The 12,957-nt window shown below is 64.8% G+C and carries 12 protein-coding genes and 1 tRNA gene; 7 read left to right on the top strand and 6 right to left on the bottom strand.

Features of this window, described 5'->3' with window-relative positions; translation table 11 throughout:
* The first annotated feature begins 46 nt into the window (after positions 1–46).
* Positions 47–889, top strand: a complete 843-nt coding sequence (gene pucL, locus VIM61_05065; protein HEY8899760.1) for a urate oxidase — start codon at positions 47–49, stop codon at positions 887–889.
* Here the strand turns inward: pucL and VIM61_05060 are convergent.
* The gene (locus VIM61_05060; protein HEY8899759.1) at positions 886–2,133 is read right to left on the bottom strand and encodes an alkaline phosphatase; all 1,248 of its coding nucleotides are present in this window, start codon (positions 2,131–2,133) and stop codon (positions 886–888) included. The genes pucL and VIM61_05060 overlap by 4 nt on opposite strands.
* A gap of 63 nt (positions 2,134–2,196) precedes the next feature.
* On the opposite strand from VIM61_05060, the gene VIM61_05055 reads away from it, so the two are divergent.
* From VIM61_05055 to VIM61_05040, 4 genes are all read left to right on the top strand, one after another.
* Positions 2,197–2,270: transfer RNA gene (locus VIM61_05055), tRNA-Gln, on the top strand.
* 66 nt (positions 2,271–2,336) lie between these two features.
* Positions 2,337–4,637: an ATP-dependent DNA helicase gene (locus VIM61_05050; GenBank protein ID HEY8899758.1), complete on the top strand. Its 2,301-nt coding sequence runs from the start codon at positions 2,337–2,339 to the stop codon at positions 4,635–4,637.
* Between the two features lie 88 nt (positions 4,638–4,725).
* A complete protein-coding gene (locus VIM61_05045; protein ID HEY8899757.1) occupies positions 4,726–5,175 on the top strand; it encodes a hypothetical protein in 450 nt (149 codons plus the stop codon).
* A 176-nt stretch (positions 5,176–5,351) separates the two neighbouring features.
* Positions 5,352–5,657 (top strand): hypothetical protein, encoded by a 306-nt coding sequence (locus tag VIM61_05040; GenBank protein HEY8899756.1) that lies wholly within the window; start codon positions 5,352–5,354, stop codon positions 5,655–5,657.
* 12 nt (positions 5,658–5,669) lie between these two features.
* On the opposite strand, the gene VIM61_05035 is transcribed toward VIM61_05040, so the two are convergent.
* From VIM61_05035 to VIM61_05015, 5 genes are all read right to left on the bottom strand, one after another.
* Positions 5,670–6,545: a helix-turn-helix domain-containing protein gene (locus tag VIM61_05035; protein ID HEY8899755.1), complete on the bottom strand. Its 876-nt coding sequence runs from the start codon at positions 6,543–6,545 to the stop codon at positions 5,670–5,672.
* Positions 6,546–6,803: 258 nt separating this feature from the next.
* Positions 6,804–7,442, bottom strand: coding sequence for a response regulator transcription factor (locus VIM61_05030; protein HEY8899754.1), 639 nt, complete (start codon positions 7,440–7,442; stop codon positions 6,804–6,806).
* A 38-nt stretch (positions 7,443–7,480) separates the two neighbouring features.
* Positions 7,481–8,527, bottom strand: coding sequence for a response regulator (locus tag VIM61_05025; GenBank protein HEY8899753.1), 1,047 nt, complete (start codon positions 8,525–8,527; stop codon positions 7,481–7,483).
* Complete coding sequence (locus VIM61_05020; GenBank protein HEY8899752.1) at positions 8,524–8,979, bottom strand: response regulator; 456 nt, start codon at positions 8,977–8,979, stop codon at positions 8,524–8,526. Before VIM61_05020 ends, VIM61_05025 begins: the two co-directional genes overlap by 4 nt.
* Positions 8,976–10,193, bottom strand: a complete 1,218-nt coding sequence (locus VIM61_05015; protein HEY8899751.1) for an ATP-binding protein — start codon at positions 10,191–10,193, stop codon at positions 8,976–8,978. The genes VIM61_05020 and VIM61_05015 overlap by 4 nt, the downstream gene beginning before the upstream one ends.
* Before the next feature lie 207 nt (positions 10,194–10,400).
* On the opposite strand from VIM61_05015, the gene VIM61_05010 reads away from it, so the two are divergent.
* Together VIM61_05010 and VIM61_05005 are read left to right on the top strand one after the other, a co-directional pair.
* Positions 10,401–10,982, top strand: coding sequence for a universal stress protein (locus tag VIM61_05010; protein ID HEY8899750.1), 582 nt, complete (start codon positions 10,401–10,403; stop codon positions 10,980–10,982).
* Positions 10,983–12,953, top strand: coding sequence for a heavy metal translocating P-type ATPase (locus VIM61_05005; protein ID HEY8899749.1), 1,971 nt, complete (start codon positions 10,983–10,985; stop codon positions 12,951–12,953).
* Positions 12,954–12,957: the final 4 nt, after the last annotated feature.

Raw genomic sequence — 12,957 nt, 5'->3', positions numbered from 1 at the left:
CAATCTTTTGATCGCGTGTGACGCGCTTTGTTGTCAAGAAACCGCCATGGCTACCCTGGGAACCAACCGATACGGCAAGCAGAAGGTTCGCGTGCTGCGCAAGAGCGTCGAGGAAAACGGCCGGCAATCCGTCGTGGAAATTTCCGCCGACGCCCTGCTCGAGGGCGCTTTCGAGCGCTCCTTCCTCAGCGAAGACAACACGCAGATCGTCGCCACCGACACGGTCAAAAATACGATCATCGCTCTCGCCCACCAGCACCTCGGCCCCGGCATCGAGGATTTCGCCCTCGTCCTCGGCCGCCATTTTCTCGCCCGCCACGCTCATGTGGACGTCGTGCATATCGAACTCCGCGAACGCCGCTGGGAGCGCATGACGATTGCCGGCCGGCCCGCACCGCATTCCTTCCACGCCTCTCCGCTCGGTGAGCCCTTCACCCGCCTCACGATCTCCCGCGTCAGCCAGGAGCTGGAATCCGGCATCCGCGGCCTGCTCGTGCTGAATTCCACGAACTCCGCCTTCGTGAACTTCGACCATACGGAATTCACCACTCTGCAGGACGCGACCGACCGCATCCTTTCGACGGTCATCGAGACGAGCTGGAAATTTGGCGCCGAGGCCGGCGACTTCTCCGCGGCCAACGCGCGAGTGCTCACCGCGCTGCTCGAAATCTTCGCCAGAAATTTCAGCCCATCCGTCCAGCGCACCCTTTTCGAGATGGGTGAGGCCGCTCTCGCCGCCGCGCCGGAGATCGACGAGATCTCGATCAGGATGCCGAACAAGCACTACTTCACGGCGAATCTCTCCTCCTTTGGCATGGAGAATCCGAACATCACGTTCACACCGCAGGACGAGCCGCACGGCCAGATCGAGGCCGTCGTCCGGCGCTAGAGGTTGTCCGAGATCGTCCGGAAGACGTCGGTGTTGTCCTTGAAGCCCTGAAGTTTCTCGGATCCCGGCCCGGTGCTGATGGCGATGACGTCCTCGGCGACGCCGATGGCGGCGGAGGTCCGCACGGCCGAGGGCTCGGCGGGCTTTTCAGGCTGATCGGGCGAGGCGGCGTCTTTCGGCACGGCGCCGCCGGGGCCGGTGGACCACGTGATGAACGGAAGCGTCTGGGGATTGATGCCGATCACGGACATCCCGCGATCGTTCTTGAAGGGGTAGCCGTTCATGCGGAAGCCGCCGACGGATTGCTTGCCGGTGACGATGATGAGCGCCTTGTCTCCCGCGTATTGGAGGGCGGCCCCGACCGCCCGATCGAGCTCGACGATCTCGCGCATCATGCGTTCGCCTTCGTTGCTGTGGGCGGCCTTGGCGATCAGTCCGGCGTCGACGACCAGAAGGTAGCCCTTGGGATTGTATTGCAGACGCGAGATCGCCTGCCGCACGAGGTCGGCGAGCGAGGGCTGCGAGCCATCGCGGTCGGAAACGTCGGCGAACTCGAGGTTGCCGTGCTGGAAGACGCCGAACACGCGCGGCGCGCGCCAGGCGGGAATCTCGAGCAGCTCGGTGCGATTGGTCACGATGTCGTAGCCACGCTTGCGAAACGCGAGCATCACATCGCGGCCATCGGTGCGGCGGCCTTCCTTGGACTCGGGAAGAAAATCGTCGGAGCCGCCGCCGAGCAGCAGATCGAAATCCGCGGCGGCGAGCTGGTCGGCGATGGACTGATGATCGAGCGGGTCGGCGGTCTTCGCGTAGAAGGCCGCGAGCGTGGCATCGGTGAGCGAGGCGTTCGAGACGAGGCCAATGGAACGCCCGCTTTTCTGCGCGAGATCGACGATGGACGTGAGCGGCTTGCCCGCCGCGTCGAGCGAGAGCACGCGATTGTTCACCTTGCGGCCGGTGGCCAGGGCGCTGGCGGCGGCGGCGGCATCGGGAACGGCAAAATCGTTCGCGTAGGTCGTCAGAAGCGCGAGGTGCGGCAGGCGCTCGAGTTCGAGGCGGCTCTGCGCGCCATCGTTGTAAATCCGGGCCGGTGCGAGCATGCCGGTGGTGAGTCCGTCACCGATGAAAAGGATGATCGCGAACGGCCGCTGGACGACCCAGTTCGTGTAAAAGAGAAAGCCCGCTCCGACGAAGGCGAGCAGGCAGAAGAGCGCGATAAAGCGGTTGCGCAGTTTTTTGGACATCAGTTACGGCGGCGGTTTTGGGCGTTGCGGTGAGAAGGGAGTTCGCGTAGAAGTTTTCGCACTTACCCGATGGTGTAACGGTAACACAGAAGCCTTTGGAGCTTTTATTCATGGTTCGAATCCATGTCGGGTAGCCAACCTCTCCCGCTCGGGAAGTGGCCCTCGCCGCGTCGGGAATCGCCTCTTCCGACCCTTTCTTCCGCATGGCCGATTCGACCTTCAGCATCCCGGTGCGGGAGTTCGTGGATTTCGCGTATCGCACGGGCGGCCTCGGCGGTGACGGGAAATTCCTCGCTGCGAATCGCGCCGTCGAAGGCACGAAGGGACACCGCCGCGTGCAGCGATCCCGCGGGGACGACTACCGCGCCGAGCTCGCGATCGAGAAGACGTTCGAACGCGCCGGCGTAACGCTGCGCCTCGTCGGCCGCGTCGACGGCGTGTGGGAGACGGCAACGCCGCCTCGCGTGGAAGAGATCAAGACCGTCGAGGGAGCATGGCCCGGCGTTCCCGATCCCCTCCACCGTGCGCAACTCCGCATCTACGCCGCACTGCTCGCCGAGGCGAATGCCTGGCCGCAGGTGGAGACGCAGCTCACCTACCTCGATCTCGACACCGATGCCGAGACGCCGTTCCACGAGGTCGAGACGGCCGATGCGCTCGCCACGTATCTCGCGGTGACGCTCGATCTGTGGTTCGACTGGCTGATCCCGCAGGCCGCCTGGCGCAGGGCCCGCGACGAAAGCGTCACCGCAATGGCCTTCCCGCTCGGCGGCTTTCGTCCCGGCCAGCGCAGTTTCTCGGCCGCGGTTTATCGCACCATTCGCGACGGCGGCCGGCTGTTCGCGGAGGCGCCGACCGGCACAGGGAAGACGCTCGCCACGCTTTTCCCCGCGGCGAAAGCCCTGCCGCTCCACGACGGCAAGATTTTCTACGTCACCGCCAGGACGCCCGGCCGTCACGCGGCGGAGGAAGCGCTCGATCACCTGCGGGCGGCCGGCGCCCGACTGCGCAGCATCAGCCTCACCGCGAAACGCAAGATCTGCTTCAGCGAGTCCCCGTCGGGCTGCGATCTGCGCACCTGCCCTTACGCGGCGGGGTATTTCGACCGCTACAAGCCCGCGCTTCGCGAATTGCTCGAGCGGGGCCGGATCGATCGCCCGGGCATCGAGGAAATCGCCCGCAAGCACACGGTCTGCCCGTTCGAACTCTCCCTCGACGCTTCGAACTGGACCGACGTGATCATCGGCGATTTCAACTACGTGTTCGATCCCACCGCCCGGCTGCAGCGGCATTTTGCCGAGGGCGGAACGAGCCACGTCGTCCTCGTGGACGAGGCGCACAATCTCGTCGATCGCAGCCGCGAAATGTATTCCGCGACGATCGCGGCGGAGATGTTCGAGGCACCCCGCGCCCCGATCAAGGGCAGCGGCAGTCGCCGAGCCCGCAGCGCCTTCGTCGCCGCCGCCCGAGCCATCGACACCCTTCTCGCCAGCGCCCCGGCGTCCGCCCTTCCCGCGCGCGATTACCACGACGGCGCGATCGCCACGACCGGGCATCCCACAGCGCTCATCGAGACGCTCCGGGCGGGCGTCGGCGCGATCGAGGATTTTCTCGCCGAGCAGGATGCCGGCACCGATCTCAGCACATGGCTCGAGCCGTGGTTTGCGATGCTGGCTTTCCTGCGCGCGGCGGACCTCTTCGACGAAAATTTTCGCACGCTGCTCGATCCCCGCCGACGGGAGGTCACGCTCTTCTGCGTCGATGCATCGGCGCATCTGCGCAAAACCCTCGACGAGCTGCGGGCCGCGATCTTTTTCTCGGCGACGCTTTCCCCGACCGATTACTTCCATCAGCTTCTTGGCGGTCGCGACGAGGACCCGACGCTCGCGCTCCCCTCGCCGTTCGACCCCGCGCAGATGCCCGTTACGATCCTCGGTCACGACGTGACCTTCAGGGGCCGCGCCGCCTCGCTCGTCGCCGTCGCCCGCGATGTCGCGGCCCACGTTCGCGCCCATCCCGGCAACCACCTCGTCTTCACGCCCTCGTTCTCGTATCTCGACGACCTTGCCGAAGCCCTGGACGCCCTCGGCTTGCCGACGGTCACGCAAGCGGCCTCGATGGACGAAGCCAGCCGCGACGAGTTCCTGGCGAACTTCGCCGCTGCGGGCAATGCCGTCGGTCTCGCCGTGCTGGGGGGGATTTTTTCCGAGGGCATCGATCTTCCCGGGGAGCGAATCGTCGGGGTGAGCATTGTCGGGATCGGGCTCCCGCGGCTCTCGCTCGAGCGGGACGCCCTCCAGGCGCATTTCGAGGCCACGCGCGGCGCCGGTTTCGATTTCGCCTATCGCTTCCCGGGGATGCAGCGTGTCCTCCAGGCCGTTGGCCGGCTCATTCGCACCGAGACCGATCGCGGCGCCGCGCTGCTGATCGACCGTCGTTTTCACGAGACTCGCACGCGGCTCCTGCTTCCGGCCTGGTGGCGAATCGAGCGCGGCCGGCCCTGAGAACAATCCAGGCGGATCATTCGACAAGTCGCGGAGAGTGAGAAAAGCCGGCCAGCGCGAGGCTGCGTTTGGAATCCCCTCTCCCGCCATGCAACGCGCCATCATTCTTCTCGCCACCAGCGATCCCCAACTCGAGCAGATCGCCACGGACGCCATTCTCGAGACTTCCCACGGCCTGCGCCGCATCCGCGAATATCCGGACGCCGTCCGCATTCTCGCAGGCGACACCCGCGACGTCGCCCTCGCCATTATCGATCTGGATTTCGACCAGCCGGGGCCATCGCTCTTGAAACTCCTTGCCGAGAGCGAACCCGGGTTCCCCGTGCTGGTCGTCGCCGATGAGGCCGACGCCGTCACCCGCGACGACGAGATCGCGAACGTGATGGCGGACTTCCTCCTCAAGCCGATCTCCAGCGGAGAGCTGGCGCAGACAATCCGCGAGCTGTGCCGCGAGTTCGAACTCATCTGCGAGGAGTCGCTTCCACGGCTGCGCGGCAGGCATCACTCGGTCGCCCTGCCCTATCCGCTCAAAACCTGATCCCGATTCCCCCCCGGCGGGACGCCTCGGGCACTCGAGCCAATCCACGCGAGACATTCGGCAAGATCGGGGCGGTCGCGCCCCCAGCTGGCGGCCAGAATACCCGCGTATCGGAAACCGAAACCTGATCACGGCGGCATCCCCTCCCGCCAATCACACCACGGAGGATTCAAGCGATGAACCCCATATCCAGATTCATCCACCGGGTGAAAGCCCGACGCTACGCCCGACTGGCGGCGCTCCTGCAACGCAACCTCACCGAATATGTCCTCGTCGAGGAGAGCCGGATCTCGGTCTATCTTCATCGAGCGGGCTGGCACATGGCGCGCAGCAAGCCACGAGCAGATTCCCCTCCGACGCCCGGCGCCCCATCGCTCGCCGATCACGCTCCCAAGAACGGCCACATCGCCCCTCCGGTAATGGAGCCGCGCTTCTTCATCCATTCGAACGGACCCACCTTCGAAAGCGAGGGCCGCGAGTAATTCGCAGAGCGCTCAGGCGTGGGCCAGATGCTCGCGAAAGTCGGACGGCGACGTGCCGACGAACCGCCGAAAAATGCGGTTGAAGTGCGTGAGTGATTGAAAGCCCGCGTCGTAGGCGACCTCGCTCACCCGGCGATTCTGCTCCAGCAGGAGCGCCTTCGCGCGCTCCACCCGGCGGCGCGCGCGATATTCCGTGAACGTGATACCCATACTGCGTCTGAACAACTTGCAGATGTAGAACTTGCTGCTCCCGATGTGCCGGGCCAGTTCGTCGAGCGAAACCTCCTCGTCGAGATGGTCGTTGATGTAGGTCTTCACCCGCTGGAGCACATGCGGCTCCGCATGCGTGGAATCGAGCACGATCTGGTTCGCCAGCGACGCGAGATGCTCGGCGAAGATCACGAGCAAATGCAGGGCGGCACGCTGCACCTTGGCACCGGCGACCGGCGTTTGAAAATATGCCTCGCGCAACCTTTCCGGGCTGATGCTGGCCGCCGTCTGCCCGACACGTCTTCGAAATTCCTGGAACGACTTTTCGCTGGGCGCCTCGCGCAGCACCTGCCCAGTGAGGAGAAATCCAATCGTCGTCTCGCCCAGCCGGACGGGGACTGCCGTCTCGCAAAGCCCAAAGGAGCAGATGCGGGTGCACGGGCCGGCGGCGGCCTCGCGCAGGAGCCGGGCACGGGCCTGTAGCCACACCGCGCACGTGGACGAGTGGCTCTCGATGAGCGCGCAGAGTGGCGTGCGTTTCGAGGCCGGACCCGCGGCATAATTCCAGGCCTCCGCCGCGATGAACTGCAACGGCATGCCAGTGGCGACCCGCCACGCGCGCGCGTAGTCCCGATAGATGGCGGAGTCGACCAGCGTGGCAACCAGGACCGTATTCATCGGATGTTGCCGGAAACGGCTCGAACGGGCGCTGCGGAAACGGCGCCGATTTTCATCGCCTCGCACAGGAAAGATTCTGGCGAGGGAATGATCGTCTCGAAGCCGCGTCCGACCATCGCCGGGCACGTGAGTCGGTTCCGCTTCCGATTCATGCCCGGATGCTACCGCCGCGGTAGTTTTTCCGACAATTGGGGCTCACCCCATCCGCGAATCCGCGAATTCCCGAGACGCACTCGGGAAAAACCCTAGGCCAGCGCATCAGCCCTCGGCGCCGGCGTGCTGGTCGGTCCACTGCACCGCCCGCCGGATCAGTTCCGCGTGAGTGCCGATCTTCAGCTTCGCCTTGATGTTAGCTCGATGCGCCTCCACCGTCTTCGGGCTGATATGCAGCGCCGTGGCGATGTCCCGCGTCCCCCGCCCGCGTCCCAGATGCCGGAAAATCTCGAGTTCGCGGTCGGTCAGCCTTTCGGTAAAGGACGCCCCTTCGGTCGAGCGACGACCCGAAAATGTCTCGAGAAGCCGCGCCGCCATCTTCGGACTCACCGCCACCTTGCCCGCGAGCACGCTGCGAATGGCTTCCATGATGCGTTTGCCGCCTTCCTGCTTCATCACGTAACCTCGTGCTCCGGCCCGAAGCACTCGCTCGGCATAGACCAGTTCGTCGTGCATCGAGAGCACCATCACCAGCGTCTTCGGCTGTGCCGCGAGCAGATCCTTCGTGAGTTCCAATCCGCTTTTTCCGGGAAGACTGATGTCCGTCACGACCAGGGCGGGTTGCCGGGCCAGCGCCATCTCGAGCGCTTCATCCGCGGTGGACGCCTCGCCGCAGGTCTCGAGATCCGCCTCGTCGGCAATCAACTGTCCGAGGCCTTCACGGATCATCGGATGGTCGTCCACGATGAGAATTTTGGTCCGAGGGCCGGAGTTGCGGCGGTTCATGGCGAGAAAAGGGACGCGTGGCTTTTGCGCGGCATGGTGCAGGTGACCACGACTCCGCCGACGGACAGCGACGCAACCGACAGATCGGCCGAAATCTGGTTCGCGCGATACTGCATGATGCGGAGGCCCATCCCGAACTTGTCGGGGGTCGGCTGGCCGAAGCCGCGGCCATCGTCCGAAATCCGGAGGCATATTCCGTCCGGACCTTCGTCGATCCGGATCTCGATCGACGTCGCCTTGCCGTGCCGGATCGCATTCGTCACGGCCTCCTGGACAATCCGATACAGATGCGTCGCCGCGCCGAAATCCTCGAGGGTGAGCGGCGTGGGATTCTCGAACCGACAGGTCACGCGGAACATGCTGCCGGTGTTCTCCGCAAACTCGCGCAGGGCATCCGTCAGCCCCTCGGCGCCCATTACGAGTGGGGAAAGCCCGTGCGCAAGCGAGCGCGTCTGCGCGGCAACCTCGCGGACATGGCGGGAGATCTCGGCCATCTGAACGGCGAACATCTTCGAACGGCGGCCGATCCTTTGCTCGAGTCGATGGCACTGGAGCTCGATGCCGATCAGGCGCTGGCAGATGCTGTCGTGCAAATCCTGGCCGATGCGCCGCTGCTCGGCCTCGCTGATTTGCAGGACCTCGCGCTCGAGTTGCTCCAGTCGCCGGTCCTTCTCGATCTGCTCGAGCGCACGGGTCACCCGGGCGGGAAGAAATTCCAGAAAGTCGCCGTCCTTCACGACGTAGTCGATCGCGCCGCGCTGCATCATCTCCACCGCGACGCGTTCGTCACCCTGCCCGGTGATGATCATGAAAGCCGGCAGCCGCCCCTGCTCCTCCAGACGGGCAATCACTTCGCGGGCCTCGAGATCGAGGAGTTTCAAATCGAGAAGGAGCAGGTCAGCCCGGTGCTCGCCCAGCCATTCGAGGGCCGCCATCCCGGACGCCGCCGCGGCCACCGGAAAGCCCGCCCGCTCGAGCGCCGTTTTCACGAGGCGCAGCACGCCGGGATCGTCATCCACCACGAAGAGTGAGGCGTTCTTCATTCGGGGAATCGGGTCTGCACTTCCGGCACCTGCATGAGCGCGATGAACTGGCCGAGCAGATTGATGGTTTCGAAGAATCTTTCGGAGTCCACCGGCTTCACGATGTAGGTGTTGCAGCCGAGGGCGTGGCAGCGCTCGACCTCGCGCGGATCGTCCGTCGTCGTGAGCATGATCACCGGCAGCTTCTTCAACTCGGGATCGGACTTGATCCGTCGCAGCGTCTCGACCCCGTCGACCTGCGGCATGCGAACGTCGAGCAGGAGCAGGTAGCGAAGATCCCTCGCCCGCTGGCGGCGGCCCCGACAGAACAGAAAATCGAGGATCTCCTGGCCATTCTCGAACCGCTCGACCGGATTGCGCAGCCCCGAACGCTTCAGGTTCCGTTCGATCAACCGCACGTGGCCGGGATCATCGTCCGTGATGAGAATGACGACATCCGACGGCTTGCTCATTTCGTTCCGAGGGTAGCGGCGGGCATCGTCAGCACAAACGTGCTCCCGACATCGGGTTCGGATTCCACGGTGATGCGGCCGTCCTGACGCTCGAGAATGCGCTGTGCGATGGTGAGGCCGAGGCCCTCGCCCTGCGAAGCCGTAGGATTGAGCCGGTAGAAAATCTCGAAAATCTTCGCCTGATGTTCAGACGCGATTCCGATGCCGTTGTCCCGCATGGAAAACGTGGCGACTCCGTTCTGCACGCGCCCGAAGACATGGATCTCGCAGGCACGGTCGCGACTTCGGTATTTCAGCGCATTGTCGAGAAGGTTGGAGAAAACCTGGTTGGTCTGCCCCGCATCGCCGAGGCAGGGCGGCAGGTCGTCGATCTCGAGCACGGCCCCGGCTTCCTTCAGCTGGAATTCCATCGCGAGCGAGATGTCGGAGAGCATGGCGTTCATGTCGAGTGGCTCGATGTTCATCGCGGCGCGGCCGAGGCGCGAAAAGCGCAGGAAACCCGCGAGAAGCGTGTCGATCTTCGTGACGCCGGCGAGGATGTATTCCATCGCCTCGGAGACCTCTGCCCCGAGGATCGTTTCGAGCTTGTCCTGCACTTCCCGCGGCAACAACCCGGGGGCCAGCAGGGTGCGGGCTCGCTCGCAGGAATCCTGCAGCTCCCGGGAGAAGCCCTGGATGTTCACCAGCGGCGAGCGGAGATCGTGCGAGGCCACGTAGACGATGGCCTCGAGCTCCTTGTTCTTCTCCGTGAGATTTCGCGCCAGTTCCGCGAGCTGCTCCTCGTCGCGCTTGCGGGCGGTGATGTCCGTGCGGATGGCGATGTATTGCGTGGGCTTTCCCGCAGCGTCGACGAACGGAAAAATCGTGGTTGCCACCCAGTAGTGCGAGCCGTCCTTCGCCCGGTTGCGGATCTCCCCCTTCCACACACGCCCCTGCCCGATCGTCGTCCACAGCTCGTGGAAAAACGACGGCGGGTGGAAGCTGGAATTGATGATGCGATGATCCTGCCCGAGCAGCTCCTCCCGGCTGAATTTCGAAATCTCGCAGAACTTCTCGTTCACATAGGTGATGCGTCCGCGGGCGTTCGTGATGGCGACAATCGAATGCGCGTCGAGGGCGTCCTTCAGGTCCTGCAATTCCTTGAGAGCCGGAATCAATGAAGGCTCGGCGAGCGAAGCTTCGAGAGGATCTTCGATTTCGGCCGAAGGCGTCATGGTTCGGGGAGCCGGGATTTTCAACCGCACGACCTTCCGAAAACCAGCGGTGGGAAGCTTGCGGAGACAGGCTGATCATGCGGCGACTGACTGATTGCGTAAAGCAGGAAACCGGTCGAGCAAGCCGCGGTGCAATTGCCGCAATTGAAGGCGAGCGGGCGGCCGGTCGCCGCGGCAGATTAGGCTCGTGACCTCCCGCGACGATCCATGAAAACGAAAAAACCTTCCCGTCCCTCGCCGGTCGAGCGCCGACAGGCGTCCCGCCCTCGTCCCAGGGCACTCGCAAAGCCGTTCGCCATCCAAAAAATTCTCGTGCCCATCGATTTTTCCGAGGCTGGCCGGCCGGCCCTTGCCTACGCGAGATCGATGGCCGGACTCACCGGGGCCACGCTGTGCCTGCTCCACGTCCTTCATCACATCTTCCCCGAGGGCGACGTCTATTTCCAACGTCAGGGAAGCTACGCGGGGGATACGCTCTTCGCGGTGAGGGAGCGCGTCACCCGTGAACTGGGCACGTTGCAGGTCGAGCAACTGGAGGGCATCAAAACAGACTGCGAGATTCGCGAGGGCGTCCCGTCCGTCGAGATCCTGAAGGCCGCCAAAGCTTTGGGAGCGGATCTCATCATCATGGCGACGCACGGTTACACGGGCCTCCACCGTTTGCTGATCGGGAGCACCACGGAACGCGTCGTGCGGCAGGCCGAGTGCCCGGTGCTGGTGGTCCGGTCGTGGGCGGATCGAAAATCCCGGCCCGCGGGTTCCTCTAACCGCAGAACGCGGTCGAGGTGAATGTCTGCCATTCCTGCTGAGCCCACGATCGGCCTTCCTCAAAAATCAAGGCCGCCAATCTCCCGCGAACGCCTGCAGATTCTCTGCACCGCCCTGACGCTGCTTTTCCTGCTGGGCGGATGGGCCGGCCATCACGCTCCCGGCTTTCCCCATCCCTGGGCGAACTTCCTCTATGTCCTCGCCTACGCCGCCGGCGGCGCGTTCGGAGTGCAGGCGGGCATTCGTTCGCTGCGGGAAAGACGCATCGATGTCGACGTTCTCATGGTCCTCGCCGCCCTCGGCGCGGCCGTCGTCGACCATCCGTTCGAGGGCGCCATGCTGCTGTTCCTCTTTTCGCTCTCGAACGTGCTCCAGGCCTACGCCATCGACCGCACGCGGCGGGCGATCCATTCGCTGATGAAGCTGCGTCCCGACGAGGCTCTTACCCGCCGCGACGGCCGCCACCAACTCCTCCCAATCAATCGGCTCGTCATCGGGGACATCGTGCTCGTGCGCCCCGGTGAGAACATTCCGCTCGATGCGGTCATCGTCGAGGGCGAGAGCGCCATCGACGAATCCTCGCTCACGGGGGAATCGATCCCCGTTCTGAAACGGACCGGGCAGCCCGTCTTTGCCGGCACCACCAACCAGGGCGGCGGCCTCGAGACCCGTGTCACCCGGCTCGCGAGAGATTCCGCCATCGAGAAGCTCATTCGCATGGTCGAGAAGGCGCAGAGCGAAAAGGCGACCACCCAGCAGGCGCTCGACCGCGCCGAGCAATTCTACGCAAGCGGCATCGTTCTCTTCACGCTCGCGCTCATCGCGGTGCCGCTGCTGTTTGGAAAGCCCTTCGACGAGACGTTCTACCGCGCGATGACGGTGATGGTCGTCGCGTCGCCGTGCGCGCTGATCATCAGCACGCCCGCCTCGATCCTTTCTGCGATCGGGGGCGCCGCCCGGCACGGCGTTCTTTTCAAGGGCGGGGCTCACCTCGAGCAAATGGCCGTCATCCGGATCGTCGCGCTGGATAAGACCGGCACACTGACGGAAGGCCGGCCCGTCGTGACGGACATCGTTCTGCACGAGCCAGGCCTCGAGGAATCCACGCTGCTGAGCTTCGCCGCGGCCGTGGAAGCGAAGTCGGAGCACCCGCTCGCGGCCGCCATCGTCAAGGAGGCCACCCGCCGCGGGCTTCCGCTTACGCCGTGCGCGGACTTTCAATCGACGGTTGGAAAAGGCGCCTGCGCCACCGTTGGCAACCGGCGCATCGCCATTGGGAATCGCCGCTATTTCGCGGCCCGCCAGATCGCGTGTCCGGCGGAGCTCGACGCGCGTCTCGATGTCCTCCACGACGCCGGAAAGACCGGCATTCTTGTCGGCGAGATTCACGACGACGGCGGGCGCATCTGGGGCGCCATCGCGATTGCCGACGTGTTGCGCCCGAGCGCTTCGACGACGGTTCGACAGCTCCACGAGCTCGGCATCGAGCATGTGGTCATGCTCACGGGCGACAACGAACGGGTCGCGGCGGCCATCGCGCGCCAGGCGGGCGTGGATGAGTTTCGGGCGGGGCTCCTGCCCGGCGACAAGGTGAGCATCGTCCGCGAGCTTTCGACCCGCGGACCCGTGGCAATGGTGGGCGACGGAGTCAATGACGCCCCAGCGCTGGCCACGGCGGCCGTCGGCGTCGCCATGGGCGCCGCAGGCACGGATGTCGCGATGGAAACCGCCGACGTGGTGATGATGGGAGACAACCTCCAACACATTCCCTTCGCCATCGCGATCAGTCGGCAGGCCCGTCGCGTCGTCTGGCAAAACCTGGCCTTTGCCATCGGCGTGATCGTGCTGCTCGTCATCTCCGCCTTCGGGTTTGCGCTTCCCCTGCCGCTTGGCGTCGTCGGGCACGAAGGCAGCACCGTGCTGGTCTGTCTGAACGGCCTGCGCCTGCTCGCCTTCCGGGATTCACCGACCGATCGCGCCAAGAGACGGTGAACCT

It is taken from the genome of Chthoniobacterales bacterium, assembly GCA_036569045.1.
GTDB lineage: Bacteria > Verrucomicrobiota > Verrucomicrobiia > Chthoniobacterales > JAATET01 > JAATET01.
Note: the sequence above shows the minus strand (reverse complement) of the source record. Positions and strands in the feature narration are given on the sequence as shown.

Excerpts from the sequence above, each read along its gene's own strand:
- VIM61_05025 (HEY8899753.1), bottom strand. The coding sequence starts at position 8,527 with ATGAAGAACGCCTCACTCTTCGTGGTGGATGACGATCCCGGCGTGCTG.
- VIM61_05045 (HEY8899757.1), top strand. The coding sequence starts at position 4,726 with ATGCAACGCGCCATCATTCTTCTCGCCACCAGCGATCCCCAACTCGAG.
- VIM61_05050 (HEY8899758.1), top strand. The coding sequence starts at position 2,337 with ATGGCCGATTCGACCTTCAGCATCCCGGTGCGGGAGTTCGTGGATTTC.
- VIM61_05060 (HEY8899759.1), bottom strand. The coding sequence starts at position 2,133 with ATGTCCAAAAAACTGCGCAACCGCTTTATCGCGCTCTTCTGCCTGCTC.
- VIM61_05010 (HEY8899750.1), top strand. The coding sequence starts at position 10,401 with ATGAAAACGAAAAAACCTTCCCGTCCCTCGCCGGTCGAGCGCCGACAG.
- pucL (HEY8899760.1), top strand. The coding sequence starts at position 47 with ATGGCTACCCTGGGAACCAACCGATACGGCAAGCAGAAGGTTCGCGTG.
- VIM61_05005 (HEY8899749.1), top strand. The coding sequence starts at position 10,983 with ATGTCTGCCATTCCTGCTGAGCCCACGATCGGCCTTCCTCAAAAATCA.
- VIM61_05015 (HEY8899751.1), bottom strand. The coding sequence starts at position 10,193 with ATGACGCCTTCGGCCGAAATCGAAGATCCTCTCGAAGCTTCGCTCGCC.
- VIM61_05040 (HEY8899756.1), top strand. The coding sequence starts at position 5,352 with ATGAACCCCATATCCAGATTCATCCACCGGGTGAAAGCCCGACGCTAC.
- VIM61_05020 (HEY8899752.1), bottom strand. The coding sequence starts at position 8,979 with ATGAGCAAGCCGTCGGATGTCGTCATTCTCATCACGGACGATGATCCC.
- VIM61_05035 (HEY8899755.1), bottom strand. The coding sequence starts at position 6,545 with ATGAATACGGTCCTGGTTGCCACGCTGGTCGACTCCGCCATCTATCGG.